Genomic DNA, 18,160 nt, shown 5'->3' on the forward strand with positions numbered 1-18,160 from the left:
TCCGTGCTCGATGTCATTCCCGCCTTCGCGGGAATGACATAAAAGAAGCCATGCATCAACGTCTACAATTCTAAATAAGCTTCTATTGCCAAAATTAATATTTCATCTTTTTTAGCATCTAACTCTTGAGTTAATTCTTCGTAAATTTGCCTATTTGATAGAGAAGTGGATTTTTTAAATAGCTGCACTAATTTTAAAGAGGGGATAATACGAAAAGCATCTTTTAATATTTTGATCTTTTTATTAACATTAAGCTTATCATTTAAATTAAAGTAAAATTCTAGTAATTCGTCGTTATAAAAATTTAAACCTACAGCCGTTTCCAAATAATCTATAGCATTAGCCGTATTATTACTTTCTACTTCTTGCTTCGCTGCTAATAATAAATAATACTCAGCAATTTCTTGAGTTTGCAGTAGTATAGAACCATGTTTATGAAATTTTGCGAGCTTATTCATTATAAAAATAAATTTCGTCCATAGAGAAAGCTTTCCATAACAACGCATTAAAGTAATTAAATTGTCACTATCAAGTTCATTGAAATTATAAGCCTTTGTTGCGTAATTTTCTGCTTGCTCATACAAAGATTTATCATAATAAAGTTTTGCTAGGTTTTTGCTACCGTAAAAAACAAATTCTTTAGATGTAATAAGTTTTTGAAAATAGGAAATTTTTCTATCTACATCCTCTTCAGTTACGGCTAAGATTAAATTATGGAATTCTTGTGAATCTTTTAGATCTTCAGAAGATAAATTTTTGCGGGCAATAGAAGCAGATTTAGCTTTATTATTCATAATATATTCGGCAAAAGCTAAAATTAAAGCATATCTATCATGATTAATTTTTCGTTTATTAAAAATATTATGTATTTTAGACGGTAAATCGATAATTAATATTAGAAATCTAATGACAATAAAACAAGAAATTAGTAATAAAAGCCCTAAAATAAGACTAAAGAACAACGTAGTTTCAATATTATAATCGTATAAACTAATAAAAACTTTTGAATCAAAGCTCTCTATTAAAGTAAATCCGAAATAAAATAGTAAAAAAGTAGCACATATTAATAATAACCTAAACATCTTTATTTACAAACTCCTGCATAAATTTTTCTGAATAAAGAAAATCGATTAGATAGTTTAATTTCTCTAAAATTAGAGCTTTATCTTGTTCTTTTATCATCATAGCAGAAGGTTTTTTCTCAATTTTGATAAATTTCTCCAGCCACTTATGGTTGGTAGGAAAAATTACTTCCGTACTACTTGATTTAGAAAAAAGATAATTATTATTATATGCTTCTAAGTTATTTAAAATATTCCTTATATCTTGAGGCAGCAGGCGGAATTTTACTATTCTTAGTTCTTTACTATAATCCTTATCTTGCATGAAATTATATACTAATAAATTTACGTTTAATAAATAATGAATATAGTTCTTAGAATATGATTCAATAGGGGCTTTTACATTGTCATCCGTGACTTCTATACTGTTATCCTGCGGCTTGACCGCGGGATCCGGTTTTGGTGCTTCAGGAAACTTTAAAGAACTTACGTAATTTAAAAGCGACTTGGTAGATAATAGAGGGGCTGCTTCCTTTTCTTCCAGGGTAGTATTTTCTTTATTTTCTACTGTTTGATCAGGAATTTGGCTTAAATCTTTATTTTCACTTTTAAACAGTTTTAAAATATCGGATCTATTATGATAAAGAGTAAAAGAAGATAAGACAAATATTACTATTGTTATAAAAAAGATGTTTGTACTTTTAAATAAACTATCAAATTTTTGCATTTTCGGATAATAACTTGATTATATCGTTAGGGTTTTGATCATCACAATAAACCACATTTTTTATAAAAGGTCTAACTATATTTGCGACTTTCAAACTTATGGCTATAACTAAACTATCTTGTAAATATACCTTTGATACTTCAAGATTTGGTAAGTCAAATTTCAGGATTCGCCTTTGCTCACGTAGTTTTCTATGCTCCGCAGGCTCACCACTTATTTGACTTTCAACTTTTGAAGTATCTGCAGTATACTCTAGTAAATTATTTTGAAGTAATAATTTTATAAAAGTCTTAGCACTATTCTGAGAATAAAGAAGTATAAAGTCAATATTGTTTTTAAATTCTTTTATAATAGATACGGGCAGCTCATTCAAATATTCTACATTATAAATGATATGTCTAGCTATTTTACTAGGTAAATCTTTAGTAATTTCATTTGAAGATAAATATATAGTCTGCTCATATAAATCAGGAGGAAAATGCTTAATCAAATCTTCCACGTTTTTAGCGGTATAAATTACTTTCTTGCCCAATAATCGTTTTGACTTACTACCTACTACCCAAATATCTTGTTTTAAATTATGACCGGCTAAGATATTTGCCGCATATTTACTAGTAATTATTATATTTGAATAATCGTTTAAAATATCAATATTAAAATCTAGGGTTTCATATTTAATTAAAGGACAGTGAATATAAAGTAAATCTAAATTATATTTACTTATTTCCTTTATAGTTTCATTATTTTCTTCAATATTTCTAGTTAATAAAACCGATTTCATGCAATATACTCGATGAACTTGAAAAATTGGCTACGTCGTCTTTGTAAGCCCTCGGATGCTCACGTATTTAGTATACGCTCCGCTCCTCTCGGCTTACAGCCTCCTTGCTCTTTTCCAAGTTGATCTTCGTATACCGACTATTCATTTTACTTCAAAGTATATTTGTACTCCAATATAAAAAAGTAACTGCCCAAATAATAATAGCAGCTATTTTATTAATTATAGTTAAAATCGTACTACTTTTATTTAGCTTTCTGATATTATAACCTGCAACTGCTAAAGAAAAAAACCATATCTAAGATATAACTATGCAAGTTAAGGTAAATATAATTTTGCAATACCGTTATACTTTAAAGCACTAGTACCTATTACTATAATCATATCCATAATTGCATGCGGATTTAATATTGACACCGATATAGCAAATAAAATTTGTTTCCATATAGAAACCGGCTGAGGTTCTATTGTTAAATTAAAATATGATTGAGTCCACAAATTATATCCCATATAAAATTAAAAAAATAAATTCAACTATTCCTATCATAAAAGTGATAGGCACGATAAACAATTGACCGAGGGCAGCAACCATACTTATAATAAAGCTATAACAAATCCAAGCAATAATTATACTGGGTAGAGCTTTTTTAAAACTATGATATTTAGTACTTTGATTTAATATAAAAATACTCGGCATAATGGAATATATAGCCACATACGGTGTTAAAAATATTATATGTGAAAAAATATTTAATACATCTTCATTGTAGTTTAGTTTTTATTTTTAATAATATTAGTAAAGAGGGGATAGTTATAATAGTAGTAAATAAAAAGAAATTTTGCCAACCGAAATTTACTACCATATAGCCTGAAATTATAGGAAAAATTGAACGCGAAATCCCCATCATTGATGAAAGGAAAGAATATTGAGTAGCTCGAAATTTACCTTGACAGAGTGAAGAAATAAAAGCGATATAAGCAATCATCGTCATACCGCCGGTAATACTTTCTATTCCTATTGTAATAAATAATAATAAAGAATTTTTACCGTTTATTTCAAGAAAAATAAATAAAATATGTCCTAAAGCGTGAATAATACCAAATAAAAATATACTATTTAATATATTTTTATGTTTCATAATAATACCGCCGACGAGTCCACCGATTATAACTCCTACAATGCCCCAAAACTTTCCAACGCTTGCTATTTCAAAAGCATTATACTCAAGATGAAGCAAAAACGGATTAATCATAACATTGATTAAGTTATCCGGTAATCTATATAATACTAGGAAAATTAATATAAGAATAATGAAATAAACAGAACCTATAGGTTTTAACGCATTATATATAAAATTTATTATGTTTTTTTTATTTTGATTATTTTTTATATCATTCTTGATTATCTGTATATGTATGTTCTCGTTTAAATAACAATATTTAATTCCTACAATCAATAAAATTAAATAAATCAATACTAAACCGGCAAAGATTTTATATATTTCATTAAATGTTAAATAAATAGATAAATAAATAGCTCCGGAACCTGCTAAAAGCATACCGACCCGATAACCGAATATATATATTCCTGAAGTAAACCCAAGCGATTCTTTAGGTACTATTTCCGTTCTTAAAGCACTTAATATAGTATCTTGTACGGCACTAAAAAAAGAAATAATTAAAGCCGTAAAAGCAAATAATAATAGATTAGTACTAGGATCTAGAAAGCTGAAAATATATATAAGAAATATCAATGCACTACTAGTTAAGCAAATCCAAGATAATCTATGACCGAATATTTTGTTTAAATATTTAACTTGCACTGCATCAAAAATCGGTGCTAACAAGAAATTAATAGAGTAGGGAAGCGTTATGAATGATAATATACCGATTGTTTGTAGTGCTATATCTTCTTTAGCAAGCCAATAATTTAAAGTATTACCGGTAATCATTAGATTAAAACCGCTAATAAGCCCAAACAACCAAATAATACATAAACGAGAGTTATTTAACATGAATTCTATATATGTCTGTAGCTCTAGTTCCCATAGGCTTAATATGCAAAAATGTGAGTATTCTGTTTATTTGTGGCATGTAATGTAATTATGTTATTTTAATTTCTCAATTTCTTCTTTTTTTTAAACCTGTAAAGTTTATAATCTTATTTATAGGCTCTTTTATAGATAGCATCTTTTTAGCTATAATAATTTTCTCTTTTTTTCTACCTTTTTCTATACCTTGTTGCTCCCAGCTATGAGTTAAGCTATTCATAAGTTTTTCTCCTAATTCAGGGTTTAAATGCGATTTAAGCATTCTTTCTATTTCTATTTTATCATTTTCCTTAATCTTATTCAAGGTGTAGGACAAAATTAGCTCTATATAACCAATATTAACTTTAATAAATTCAGGTAGGTTAGAAAAAATTTGCTCTTTTCAAGTAGAAGACGGAATGGTACGTTTAGAGGTAGCAAAGGGTTATGATTACTTACTACGTCTTTATCTAGACAAAAATGCTACTTTAGTTCAGCAATATAAAGCGATTAAAAACGGTAGTTACGGTTTAGATACTTAAACTAACAAGTTTGCTATTCATGCCGGTGCAGTAATATCCTCTAGTTTACTAAATAGCGATTTAGATAGTTTCTATAGATTTCATATTGTTATGGATTCTAATGCCCCTGTTCTTTCCGCATCTAGATTCTATATTATATCTTGATGCAGATATTGTAGTGCTGCATGATTTGAATGCTCTTAAAAAAATAGATATGAGTGATTATATTGCGGCGGGTAGCATAGATACAGGTATTACATATTGTAATTATAAAGTGACAAAAGAATGTAAAAGAAATATGGCTCATTCTTATAAAAATAGCGGGATAGTATTTTTAAACTTAAAAAATATGCGAGAAAAGCAAGATAAAAATATGCTTTTAGAAACTTTACAAAATTTAAAATGTGATTTTTCTTTTCCTGACCAAGATTTATTAAATGTTACATTTCAGCATTATATTTATCCCTTATCGATGAGATGGAACTTTTGTACATATTTTGAGACTCAAAGCCCTTATTTTTCTTACTTCATTTTACACTATGCAGGACCTAAGCCATGGACTACCGATAAGCAGGAATTATGGGAGACAAATCAGGGCAAATTAGATAAGATCACAAAATATTACTGGCTATATAGAGAAATAACACCTTGGAGTAGTATAAATTGATTATTTTAATTGACTTTAGCACTTAAGAGATTTAAAAGTTAACTTTAATATGTAAGGTTACAATAAAAATGTTACCGCCTAAAATTTTCTTTGAAAAAGTTAAAGAAATAATTTGGCCTATAGAAAGGAAAGAATTAAAGCTATTTATACCTATGGCTTTAATGATGTTATGTATTCTTTTTAATTTTGGGGCCTTAAGATCTATCAAAGATAGTTTAGTAGTACCCTCTATGGGGGCTGAAATTATTAGCTTCTTAAAATTATGGTTAGTATTACCCTCGTGCGTAATTTTTACCGTACTTTATGTTAAGCTTAGTAATAAATTAAATTTTGAATATATTTTCTACATTATAGTCGGCAGCTTTTTACTATTTTTCTTATTATTTGCCTATATTATTTATCCAAATCAAGATATTTATCATCCTAATGATGAAATGATAAATAATTTAATTGCTTCATACCCTAATTTTAAATGGTTCATTAAAATAGGTAGTAAATGGAGTTATGCACTGATGTATATTTTCTCGGAATTATGGAGTGCAGTAGTCATAAACTTAATGTTTTGGCAGTTTGCCAATCACATTTTTGATACTTCTAAAGCTAAAAGATTCTATCCCGTTCTTGGAATGATCGGTAATATCGGTCTTATAATAGCAGGCAGCGTACTTGTCTTTTTCTCAAGCGGGCAGGACGTCATTGATTCAAAATTATTACCGGATTCTTTTAATTCATCCGCCGGAAATGCTATAATGCTTCAGCCGATCATGTCAATTATTGTTACTGCAGGAATAATTGCTATGCTTCTATTTAGAATAATAAATAGATTTATTTTAACGGATTCCATAAATGTTTTAGATACAAAAAAAGTTACGGCTAAAACGAAAACAAAACTTTCGGTAATTGAAAGTATTAAATTAGTAATTCACTCAAAATATATAGGTCATATTGCTTTATTAATAATTTGTTATGGATTATTAATAAATATAGTCGAAGGACCTTGGAAAGCAAAAATAAAAGAATTACATCCGAACACTATAGACTATGTTAACTTTATGGGCAGGTTTAATATTTGGATGGGAATATCATGCGTTACTTTCATGGTAATAGGCAGTAATATTCTTAGAAGACTCGGTTGGCTCATTTCTGCATTATTAACTCCTATTATGTTGTCTATTACCGGCTTGATGTTTTTTATCTTTATAATTTTTATTGAAGAAATAGGATCATGTTTCGGTGATTTTAATCTTCTATATGCAGCGATTATTGTTGGAGCAATTCAGAACATACTTAGTAAATCGTCCAAATATTCATTATTCGATTCAACAAAAGAAATGGCGTATATTCCTTTATCTTTAGAGCTTAGAACTAAGGGAAAAGCTGCCGTAGAGGTAATAGGTACTAAATTCGGTAAATCGCTTGGAGCATTTATCCAGTCTTTGATATTTATTATTATTCCGACTGCTAACTTTGATTCTATTATAATATATTTATTAGTAATTTTTATAGTTATGATGAGTTTATGGATTTGGAATGTTATAAAATTGAATAAGGAATATATAGAGCTATGTAAGTGATTAGGTTTTAAATACTTTTTTTATATTAGTTGCTAAATTATACCAATTATGGTACATTAAGTGTGGATAAACTTGCTGTTGTCATCCCACGACTTGATCGTGGGATCCAGTTGAAAATACTAACATTGTTAGTATTTTTAGTTATATTTCTGGATACCGTGGTCAAGCCACGGTATGACAACGAGTGCTTTTTTCGATCCGTACAATAAACTCTGATTGCTGAACAAATAAAGCAGATTATGGAACAAAAACACATAACAAAATCAGAAATGGCCGAAAAAATGGAAACAAGTAGATCAGCCGTAAATAGACTTCTAAATCCTAACAATCCTAATGTCACCCTTGATACTCTTGATCGTGCCGCTATTGCTCTAGGAATGAAATTAAATATTTCTTTAATTTGATTTAAAGATGAAAAAAATTCTTAAAATAATATTATTTATAACTATCTTTATTATACTCGCATATAGTGGGCTGTGGTTTACTATTATGTTCTCTTTATCACACTCTATAAACCAAAAATATGCCGGTACCAACCTTAATATAGAAGAGGCTGATAATAATCCTAATCAGCAATATCTTATTAAATTTTCCAAAGTTCAGCCCTATGGTTTTCCTTTTAAATTAGGTATTTCAGTAATTAATTGGCAAGAAGAGAGTATTAATAGAGCAATTGAATTTACCACACCGATAAATATTGGTTATGATTTACTTAAGCAGAAGTTATTTATAAATTTTTCTGGAGAAGCATTTGGAAAATTTAAGCCGGTTCAAAGAGGATTTGGAGTAAGATTTTATAATGAGAACTGCATATTATCAGTAAAAATACCGTTAAATTTTAAATTATTTGAAATAGTACGATCAAAAAAAGATTTATTTGAAGTTATAAATTTAATAGAAAATATTAAATTTACTTCCGGTAAAACAGAAATTTTTGACTTAGTCGATAATCAAAAATTATATGAAGAAGATCATACTATACTTACTATGTTATTTGATAAAAGTAAGTATTATACAAGTAAACAGGATTTCCTTGATAATATACCGCAAAAATTAGAAATTTATTATGAAACTGAAATAGTACAAAGTAACCTTGAAGATAGAATAATACCTGCCGGCTTATTATTATATAGACCCGCTTGGAATAATAATTTCAAATTTTCCGGTAATTTCTTGATTAGTACTAGTAGTTTGCATTTTAAAGATATTGCTAAAGATTTAACAATTGAAGTTACTAATGCAAAAATAAATAGTAATAACTTTGAAAATAATATTAATTTATTATATAAAGGTAAGTTAAACGATTTCAGCAATAATAATATTGATCTTTTGGTAGATTCGCAATTTAAGCTAAAACCAGGTTTTATAATAGGTTCATTAGAATTTATAAAGAAATATTACGATAAGCAAACCTATCTGTTTAAACTTTCCGATAATAAGCTATATAAAGATTTTAATAATGAACTAAGCTACATTTTGAATAATAATAAACAATATAATTTTAGCATTTTTGAAGATAGGCAATATAATTTTAATTTAAATATTAATTTAGTTACTGAATTAAATAAATTAACTAGAGCACAGATAAATGCTTTAAGTCTATATTCAAACGCATCGGGATTTAATATAACAAATGAAACTATAGTAAATGCTCTTAAAGATTCTTATAGTAAAGGTACAGTAATAATTAATGATTACTCTAGAATAATAGATGTTTTAAGTCCATATATGTATGGGGTAGGGGATTTAAAAAACTTATCCAAAGAGAGCAAAGAAGTATATGGAGATGCTCTAAAATCATTTTTAAAAACCATTTCCGATCACCCGAATTCATCTAATTTAATTGACGCTAGTATTGAGTATGTATTTGATTTATCCGATTTAAACAAAGCTAAAATAGGTAATATAGATGATATAAATAAACTTATACCTTTATATTATTTGTCTTTATATCAAGCAGCAGTAAAAAAAGTGAAACCGGGAGAAAACGTAAAAGAAAAAATTATGGAGTTAATTCCTAATGTTAATCAAAAAATATTAGAACAATGTGTACTCGATGAACCTCGTTAATCGTCATTGCGAGTGACTGAAAGGAGCGTGGCAATCCAGAAAAAATAACAAAAAAAATTCTGTAATTTTTTACTGCAATGACGGAAAAAATTTAAAAAATACAATGAATATTATAGTAAAAATACAGCAAGATTTAAAAGATGAAGTAACTAAGTTAAACGATTTAATCATTAGCTGTTTAAAAAGTGATGAAGAATTAATAGAAACAGTAGGTAAATATTTACTAGAAGCAGGAGGTAAAAGAATTCGTCCGCTTTTAACTATAATAACCGCTAAAATGTTTGATTATAAAGGCGATAATCATATAAAGCTCGCAAGTGCCGTTGAATTCATTCACACCGCCACATTGCTTCATGATGATGTGGTAGACGACAGCACTTTAAGAAGATTCAAACCTACGGCTAACGTTATTTGGGGAAGTAAAACAAGTATTTTAGTCGGTGATTTCCTCTTTAGTCAGTCTTTTAAGTTAATGGTAGCTTCCGGCTCTATTAAAACTATGAATGTTCTAGCTAAAGCTTCGGCGATTATTTCCGAAGGAGAGGTAGTACAGCTAGTTAAGCTAAATGAGCGACGTATTATAACTATAGACGAATATCAGCAAATAGTTAAATCTAAAACCGCCGAACTATTTGGAGCTTCTTGTGAAGTTGGAGCTATTATAGCAGAGCAGGTAGACCATGTTTCTAAAGATATGCAGGACTTTGGAAGATTACTCGGTACGATATTTCAGGTTATAGATGATTTACTTGATTATCTAGGTAATGACAAACAGGTAGGTAAAAATATCGGTGACGATTTCTTGGAAGGAAAAGTTACGTTACCGCTGATTTTTTTATATAATAAGCTAGAGCAAGATAAACAGCTTTGGCTTGAAAATATAATTAAATGTGATAAGCGTACTAATGAAGAGTTTATGCAAATACATGACTTAATGGTAAAGCATGAAATTTACAATGAAACAATTAATTATTTGAATAACTTAGAAAATGAAACAAATAAGTTATTAAATAAAATTCCGGTTCAGAATATTTATAAAGATTATTTGTTTTTGATTATTAGATTTATTTTAGACCGTTCTTATTAATTGGCATTTTTTTTCGTCTGGCAATATTTGCAAATGGCAATATTTGCATTCGTAGCTCAGCTGGATAGAGCGTTGCCCTCCGAAGGCAAAGGCCGTTGGTTCAAATCCAATCGAATGCACCATCTTCTTTTCTTTTTTCCATAATATAGATTATAGAACAAATCTCATTATTAGTATTATCGATTGTTTTCATAGTCAAGTTCTACTACTTCATTTTATTTGTCTTCTTTAGGTCTGAATTGACTATAGACCGTTCTTAGGACGTTCAGGACTCTTCATCATCTCAAAAAACTCACCGTTAGTTTTAGTATTTTCAAGTTTTTTGAGTAAAAATTCTATTGCTTCACTGCTACCCATCGGATCGATGATACGACGAAGAACCCACATTTTATTTAATATTATTTTATCTACTAGTAAATCTTCTTTTCTAGTTCCTGATCTAGTTATATCAATTGCCGGATAAATACGCTTATCGGCAATCTTACGATCTAGAACTATCTCGGAATTACCTGTACCTTTAAACTCTTCAAAAATTACTTCATCCATACGAGAACCGGTTTCAATTAAAGCTGTACCGATTATAGTAAGCGAGCCGCCATTTTCGATATTTCTTGCTGCTCCGAAAAATCTTTTCGGTCTTTGTAGTGCATTAGCATCAACACCGCCCGTTAATACTTTCCCTGATGACGGCACTACGGTATTATAAGCACGAGCTAAACGTGTTATCGCATCTACTAAAATTACCACGTCTTTTTTATGTTCTACTAAACGCTTTGCTTTTTCAATAACCATTTCCGCAAGCTGCACGTGCCTACTTGCCGGTTCATCGAAAGTAGAGCTAACAACCTCACCGCGTACCGAGCGTTGCATATCGGTTACTTCTTCGGGTCTTTCATCTATTAACAGTACTATTAAAAATACTTCCGGATTATTGGTTGTAATTGCATGTGCTATGTTTTGTAATAATACGGTTTTACCCGTACGAGGCGGTGCTACTATTAATGCACGTTGCCCTTTACCCATAGGGGCAACAAGTTCAATAACCCGTGTACTAAAATCCTTACTATCTTTACTATTATTTTCAAGTTCTAATCCTAATTTTTTATCAGGATATAAGGGAGTTAAATTATCAAAATGAACACGATGATAAGCTTTAGAAGAGTCTTCAAAATTTACTCTATTGACTTTCAGTAAAGCAAAATAACGTTCTCCGGCTTTTGGAGCTCTGATCTGACCTTCTACCGTATCACCAGTACGCAGACCAAAACGACGAATCTGACTTGGAGAAATGTAAATATCATCAGGACCTGCTAAATAGTTTACTTCCGGCGAACGTAAAAAACCAAATCCGTCAGGTAATACTTCAAGTATCCCCTCTCCCACTATTAAACCTCCCTGCTCTACGGATTTTTTCAAAATTGCAAAAACTAATTCTTGTTTAAGTAATGAATTAATATTTTCAATTTTTAATTCTTCTGCTTGAGCTTGTAATTCCTCCGGTAATTTACGTTTTAATTGTTTTAAATTAATAATATTACCGTTCTCTGCAAAATTATTATGATTGTTATTGGATTCGATATTGTTAAGTTCTTCTGTGGATTCTTTATTAGTTATGTTCATTATTTTATTATTAATAGATTATAATTGAAAAGTTGAGTTAGCAATTAAGTTTAAAGGTAAGTAATATACTTATTTAAATTAGGAATTAAATTAGATTTTTAGAAAATTTTATTTATTCTTGCGGTTTGAAGAATTATTTATCTTGTTAGCTTATAAGAGCTGTCTATGCATGTAAAAGCATACTAACAACGTAATAGCACATTGTCAACCCAAATCGTCATTGCGAGTATTTGCTGGTGTTGTTGCGTGGATCAAAAAATGTTCTGATTGTCATACCGTGGCTTGTCCACGGTATCCATAAAGACAATTTAAAATACTAAAATTATATTTTCCGGTCTTAATAAAATTTTCTCTAAAGGATCAAGATAATCAACAAAATTTAAGTCTGCTTTTTCTACGAATTCATATAACTCAGGAACGGAATATGCTCTATCCTGTTTGTGCAGGAACATATCATAAACTCCAACGTCACCAAAATTTTGGTAATCTGAAAATAACTCCCAACCTCTTTTATATCAGTTAGTAGCAGGCAGGTTATCTTTCATTAAATCCTGAATTTGATAAACACCGGTACGCCCGTATTTAGCATATACCATTAAACCTATACCGCCGGTCGGCTTTAAAAAATCTTTTAGATTTTTTAAAATTTAATCAGGATTTGCTAAATGATGAAGCACGCCGGTACAATTTATATAATCGAATTTTCCAAGTTTTAGATTAGGTATATTTAATATTGAATCATTAATCCATTTAATATTTTTAAGACCTCATACTTCTGCACGCTTTTGTGCTACTTCCATGCTAGGCTTGCTGAAATCTAGATATATTATTTCGGCATTTTTATCTTTTAACTGCTCGGCAAGATAAATAGTCGAATCACCGGTGCCGCCCGCCGGCTATTAAACATCTAAACCCGTTATTAAAATTTTCCTTTATATAGAAAATGGTTTAATTCTCCTAAGAACTCACCGCAAATTGCAAGTAAACGTTCTTTGTCTTGATTAGGGTCTCTAAACGGATAAGGATAATCTTGATAATGCTCTTGTACTTCTGCTAAATCTTTAGAAATTGTAGTATTTTTTGTTTTCTTTAAATCGCTCATAAATATTATTTTTAAGTTATTATTATATATACTCGTTTAATTTGAAAAATTGGCTACGTCGTTCTACAAGTACTGCGGTGCTCACGTATTAAGTATACGCTCCGCTCCTCGTCTTGTGAACTTCTTGTTCTTTTCCAAATTAAACTTTGTCTATCTACTCTTTTAGAAGTATATCTTTTATAATTAATTGAATAGTATAATTATCTTGCCAATTATTGGTTTTTAATGTTCCTATTACGGCAATATTCTTTGCTTTAGGGCTTAATAACACTTCTTCAAGTGAAGTTCCTACCGAATTAAAAGCAATAGCAGATAAAGCTTTACTACCAAAACCTCGCTTATTTGGAGCAAGCATACATTTAATATGCTTACTTCCAACGATATCCGCTTTTAATACAAATAAATCATCAAACTTAAATATAGGCTCATGGTTACCTTGTCCAAAAGGTTCTAGAGTACTTAATTCTTCCATTAAGGGTAAATTAATACTATTGAGGCTCAAGTCAAGATCATATTCTACTTGCTTATGATTTTCTAGCTTATTTATACTAATTCTAAAGGCGTTATTTAAAAATTCTTGTAATTCTTGTAATTTTTCAGCAGTTACGGTAAAACCTGCTGCCATAGCATGACCTCCGCCTGCTATCAGCAAATCTTTGCTTTTAGCATTGATAATTTCAGCACCGAAATCAATACCTAAAATAGAACGGCATGAAGCTTTACCAATCCCGTCATTTAAAGCCACAATCGCTACTGGCTTATCAAATTTTTCTTTTAATCTGCCGGCAACGATTCCTATAACGCCTGGATGCCATCCTTCTTTTACGATAAATAATAAACTACTATCTTGTTGTGTCAAAGCAATTTCCATCGCTTCTTCTATCATTAATAACTCAATTACTTTACGCTCATTATTATGTTTTTCAAGTTCTTCAGCTAATTTGTTTGCTTCATTAGAACAACTAGTAGATAGGAGATTAGCCCCTAAACTTGACTTTCCTACTCTACCGCCCGCATTGATACGCGGACCTAAAATAAAACCTAAATGATAACATGTCGGTATTTCATTAAGCCCTGCTATATCATATAATGTTTTAATCCCTATATTTTGCCTTTGTTGCATTACTTTCAATCCGCTTGCGACAAATGCACGATTTAAGCCTGTTAATTTCATCATATCGCAAACAGTACCAAGAGCCACTAAATCTAGATACTTCATTAGGTTAGGCTGAAGCAGTGTTTGCGTGAAATAATTTTGCTTCTTTAAATTCGATAATATGGCAGTTGCAAATAAGAAAGCAACTCCTACGGCTGCCAAATGTTTATATTCGCTTTTTTCATCAATACGATTTGGATTTACTATAGCTACTGCATCCGGTAATATTTCCGTAGTTATATGATGATCGATGACTATAACATCAAGCTGGGCGTCCTTTGCATATTTTAGGGCTTCATGTGCCATAGCACCGCAATCAACCGTAATTAATAATTGAGTAGAGTTATCTTTAATTTTTTGCATAGCAAAAGGAGTTGGACCGTATCCTTCAGCTATACGATCGGGAACATAAATATCACATATTATATTTAAATCTCTAAAGATATTTTTAAGTAAAGCGGCTGAAGTAGCACCGTCCACATCATAATCGGCAAAGATACATATTTTTTGGTTATTTAAAATAGCTTTAACGGTTCTATCTACAGCCTTTTCCATATCAAGTAGATGAAGAGGATCAGGTAATAAATTTTTGATTTTCGGTATTAAAAAATCTTCTATCTCTTCTAAATTATTTACTCTTAATGATACTATTCTAGCAAGTAAATCACTCATTTTAAAACTCCGACATAATTCCATAACTATATCTTCGTTAATCGGCTTCTGTTGCCATATTTTACCGTTTATAGATGCTTGTGGTTTCATTATTATTTAAATTGTTGAGATGTTTTTATGGTGTGTTTTTAAATAATTACACAACAGAAATCATCATTTTTACCCATACAATCAAACGTACCGCAATCACTTTCCTCTTCTAAAGCTAGAATTTTTGTTTGACTACTAATATCATTGTCATTGTATTCTTAATAATTCCGTATCGGCTATACTTGCTAATTCAATTGCTTCTAAATTTTCACTTTTACTTTTATGTAAATGATTATGAGGTGTTGGTTACTTTTTTTTTGCTGTTTCATCTAGCAGCATTAATTCATCGCTATTTAAACTATTATTAGAACAAAATGCTTGTATTATTTTTACTTTTCCGAGGGTTATAGTAGCTTTACCTTGCTCATTATATGTATATATTGTTATACTTTCTTGATTTTTTTTGTATTCATACTTTAGCTTTATATTTCTGAAAGTTTCTTAGCCTCATCATCTGCAATTAAAGCTTCAACAAACTCATCTAATTGTCCGTTTTTAACCACTTCGTCTATCTTATAAAGTGTTAAGTTTATTCTATGGTCGGATACTCTTCCCTGTGGGAAATTATAAGTACGTATCCGCTCCGAACGATCTCCCGAACCTACCTGCCCTCTTCTGCTATCGGCTCTTTCTTGTTCTTTTTTACGTCGTTCTTCTTCATAAATTCTAGCACGTAGAATTTTTAACGCCTTTGCTTTATTTTTATGCTGTGACTTCTCATCTTGCAAGGCTACGGTAATACCGGTAGGGATATGGGTTATACGTACGGCAGAATCGGTAGTATTAACATGCTGCCCACCAGCCCCTGAAGCTCTATAAGTATCGATTCTTAAGTCTTTATCTTCAATTTTAATATCAACCTCTTCAGCCTCAGGAAGTACTGCAACCGTTGCTGCCGAAGTATGAATACGTCCTTGTGATTCCGTTTCCGGTACTCTCTGTACTCTATGAACGCCTGACTCAAATTTAAGCTTAGAGAATACATCTTTGCCTTTTATCGATGCCGATGCTTCTTTATAGCCGCCTATTCCCGTATCAGAAATTGCTAATATCTCAAAACGCCATCCTTTTAACTCGGCATATCGCTGGTACATATTGAAAAGTACGGCAGCAAAAAGTGCGGCTTCTTCTCCGCCGCTTCCTGCTCTAACTTCAATAATAGCACTTTTACTATCCGCATCATCTTTCGGTAATAAAGCAATTTTTACGGCTCTTTCAAGTTTTGGTAACGAATTTTCAAGAGTGTGTATTTCGTCTTCAATCATTTCTAAAGTGGCATTATCAAGTCCCACTTCTAGCTTAAAATTATTTGCTTCTTCAAGCTCAGATTTAGCTTTATTATATTCTTTAATTTTTGCTATAACATCTTCAAGTTCGGCATATTCTTTAGATGCCTTAACAAACTCATCTCCCATAATGCCGGAAGATAGTTTTTTGCCTAAATTTTCATATTTATCTAAAATTTTTGCTAAATTATCTGAAAAACTCATGTTATTTGTGATTTATTTATGGGTGAGAATAATAGTACTATCGTCATTGCGAGGAGGCATTATTGTGGATCGATTTTCTATTGTTCATCCCGCGCGACTTGATCACGGGATCCAGCTTAAAATACTAATAATATTAGTATTTTAAATTGTTTTTATGGACCCCGTGGTCAAGCCACGGGGTGACATAGTGGATTTTACCGGTCTACGCAATAATGCCTCCTCGCAATGACATTGTTCATAACAACATCAAAGCGGGACTCTCTATAAACTTCTTAAATGCTGCTAAAAACTCAGCACCGACTGCTCCATCTACTACTCGGTGATCGGCAGAAAGAGTTACGTCCATAATTGTTGCTATAGTTATTTGATCATTCTTGACTATAGCACGTTTTGAGCTGCTACCGATGCCCATTATACAACTTTGCGGTGGATTAATTATAGCATTGAAATTCTTAATACCGTACATACCAAGGTTAGAAATGGTAAACCCTCCGCCCTGAAATTCTTCAGGGGTTAATTTATTATCTTTTGCTTTCTTTATTAATTCTTTCATTTCACGAGATAGCTCTATAATGTTTTTTTGATTGGCATTTTTAACTATCGGCGTAATAAGCCCATTTTCAATTGCTACCGCTACTGAAATATCAACATTATTATAATATCTAATCGCATCTTCTCCCCAGCTAGCATTAGCACTTGGCACTTCTTGTAAAGCTTTGGCTACTGCTAAAATAATAAAATCATTAACCGATATTCTTGTTGATTTATCTTCAGAAAAAGATTTATTAATGTCTTCTCTTATATCTAACAATTTATCGATATTATATTCTATAGATAAATAAAAATGTGGAACTGTTTGTTTAGATTTAAGCAGACGCTTGGCTATAATCTTTCGGATGTTATTATTTGGTACTAAACGATATTCTTCAGGATTTCTACTAACTATTTTATTATGAACAGTGCTAGGAGTATATGATAAGATATCTTGTTTGACTATTCTACCGTGTGGACCGCTACCTTTCACGTTCTCAAGCCTAATATTTCCCATTTTTGCAAGTCTTTTTGCAAGCGGTGAAGCGAATATTTTACTAGCATCATGTTTTATAACTGCTATCTGTTCTTCTATATTAGTTATATTTTCGTGGGGTTTCGGAAGACTAGCATCTGTTTTCGGTGATGGTGATACACTATTATTTTTTGCAATCAACGCATCAATGTCTGCTTTTTCTTCTCCCTCTTCACTTAACACGGCAATTAAAGAGTTAACAGGTACATTTTGACTATTTTGTGGGATAACTATTTTGGCAAGTATACCTTCGTCTACTGCTTCTACTTCCATCGTTGCTTTATCGGTTTCAATTTCGGCAATTACTTCCCCGGGATTAACTTTGTCCCCTTCTTTTTTTAACCATCTAGCTAGATTTCCTTCCGTCATAGTTGGAGATAAAGCAGGCATTAAAATTTTAATCGGCATAATTTGTTTTTAGTTTTTATTATTGTTTTAGTTGTGGTAGG

The 18,160-nt window shown here is 30.7% G+C and carries 13 protein-coding genes, 1 tRNA gene and 3 pseudogenes; 6 read left to right on the forward strand and 11 right to left on the reverse strand.

Going from position 1 to position 18,160, the window contains the following annotated elements:
* Positions 1 to 62: 62 nt before the first annotated feature.
* The 6 genes and pseudogenes from RAS_RS02695 to RAS_RS02725 all read right to left on the reverse strand — a co-directional run bounded on the left by RAS_RS02695 (position 63) and on the right by RAS_RS02725 (position 4,921).
* Positions 63 to 1,082 (reverse strand): tetratricopeptide repeat protein, encoded by a 1,020-nt coding sequence (locus tag RAS_RS02695; protein ID WP_147142109.1) that lies wholly within the window; start codon positions 1,080 to 1,082, stop codon positions 63 to 65.
* Complete coding sequence (locus tag RAS_RS02700; RefSeq protein ID WP_147142111.1) at positions 1,075 to 1,788, reverse strand: hypothetical protein; 714 nt, start codon at positions 1,786 to 1,788, stop codon at positions 1,075 to 1,077. The genes RAS_RS02695 and RAS_RS02700 overlap by 8 nt, the downstream gene beginning before the upstream one ends.
* Positions 1,775 to 2,569: a uroporphyrinogen-III synthase gene (locus RAS_RS02705; RefSeq protein WP_010422910.1), complete on the reverse strand. Its 795-nt coding sequence runs from the start codon at positions 2,567 to 2,569 to the stop codon at positions 1,775 to 1,777. Before RAS_RS02705 ends, RAS_RS02700 begins: the two co-directional genes overlap by 14 nt.
* A gap of 141 nt (positions 2,570 to 2,710) precedes the next feature.
* Positions 2,711 to 3,314: pseudogene (locus RAS_RS10685) on the reverse strand (LysE/ArgO family amino acid transporter).
* A 13-nt stretch (positions 3,315 to 3,327) separates the two neighbouring features.
* Positions 3,328 to 4,581, reverse strand: coding sequence for an AmpG family muropeptide MFS transporter (locus RAS_RS02720; protein ID WP_147142112.1), 1,254 nt, complete (start codon positions 4,579 to 4,581; stop codon positions 3,328 to 3,330).
* A 106-nt stretch (positions 4,582 to 4,687) separates the two neighbouring features.
* Complete coding sequence (locus RAS_RS02725; protein ID WP_147142116.1) at positions 4,688 to 4,921, reverse strand: transposase; 234 nt, start codon at positions 4,919 to 4,921, stop codon at positions 4,688 to 4,690.
* Between the two features lie 46 nt (positions 4,922 to 4,967).
* On the opposite strand from RAS_RS02725, the pseudogene RAS_RS10690 reads away from it, so the two are divergent.
* From RAS_RS10690 to RAS_RS02760, 6 genes and pseudogenes are all read left to right on the forward strand, one after another.
* A pseudogene (locus tag RAS_RS10690) lies at positions 4,968 to 5,784 on the forward strand (glycosyltransferase); the annotation flags it as partial.
* A gap of 68 nt (positions 5,785 to 5,852) precedes the next feature.
* A complete protein-coding gene (gene tlc3 / locus RAS_RS02735; RefSeq protein ID WP_147142118.1) occupies positions 5,853 to 7,358 on the forward strand; it encodes a nucleotide exchange transporter Tlc3 in 1,506 nt (501 codons plus the stop codon).
* 227 nt (positions 7,359 to 7,585) lie between these two features.
* Entirely contained in the window at positions 7,586 to 7,762 is a 177-nt protein-coding gene (locus tag RAS_RS02745) for a helix-turn-helix domain-containing protein (protein WP_408634812.1), read from the forward strand.
* A 7-nt stretch (positions 7,763 to 7,769) separates the two neighbouring features.
* A complete protein-coding gene (locus tag RAS_RS02750) occupies positions 7,770 to 9,428 on the forward strand; it encodes a hypothetical protein (RefSeq protein WP_147142124.1) in 1,659 nt (552 codons plus the stop codon).
* A 103-nt stretch (positions 9,429 to 9,531) separates the two neighbouring features.
* A complete protein-coding gene (locus tag RAS_RS02755; protein ID WP_147142126.1) occupies positions 9,532 to 10,515 on the forward strand; it encodes a polyprenyl synthetase family protein in 984 nt (327 codons plus the stop codon).
* 45 nt (positions 10,516 to 10,560) lie between these two features.
* Positions 10,561 to 10,637, forward strand: a tRNA-Arg gene (locus RAS_RS02760).
* 121 nt (positions 10,638 to 10,758) lie between these two features.
* Here RAS_RS02760 and rho read toward each other — a convergent pair.
* From rho to RAS_RS02795, 5 genes and pseudogenes are all read right to left on the reverse strand, one after another.
* Complete coding sequence (rho, locus tag RAS_RS02765) at positions 10,759 to 12,135, reverse strand: transcription termination factor Rho (RefSeq protein ID WP_147142129.1); 1,377 nt, start codon at positions 12,133 to 12,135, stop codon at positions 10,759 to 10,761.
* A gap of 311 nt (positions 12,136 to 12,446) precedes the next feature.
* Positions 12,447 to 13,237: pseudogene (locus tag RAS_RS02770) on the reverse strand (class I SAM-dependent methyltransferase); the annotation flags it as partial.
* Positions 13,238 to 13,391: 154 nt separating this feature from the next.
* A complete protein-coding gene (gene recJ, locus RAS_RS02775; protein WP_147142132.1) occupies positions 13,392 to 15,155 on the reverse strand; it encodes a single-stranded-DNA-specific exonuclease RecJ in 1,764 nt (587 codons plus the stop codon).
* Positions 15,156 to 15,577: 422 nt separating this feature from the next.
* Positions 15,578 to 16,645 carry a peptide chain release factor 1 gene (gene prfA, locus RAS_RS02785; protein ID WP_147142134.1) on the reverse strand — a complete coding sequence of 356 codons (1,068 nt, stop codon included), beginning with the start codon at positions 16,643 to 16,645 and terminating at the stop codon, positions 15,578 to 15,580.
* A 235-nt stretch (positions 16,646 to 16,880) separates the two neighbouring features.
* Entirely contained in the window at positions 16,881 to 18,119 is a 1,239-nt protein-coding gene (locus RAS_RS02795) for a pyruvate dehydrogenase complex dihydrolipoamide acetyltransferase (protein WP_147142137.1), read from the reverse strand.
* Positions 18,120 to 18,160: the final 41 nt, after the last annotated feature.

The organism is Rickettsia asiatica (assembly GCF_007989425.1).
Taxonomy (GTDB): Bacteria; Pseudomonadota; Alphaproteobacteria; order Rickettsiales; family Rickettsiaceae; genus Rickettsia; species Rickettsia helvetica.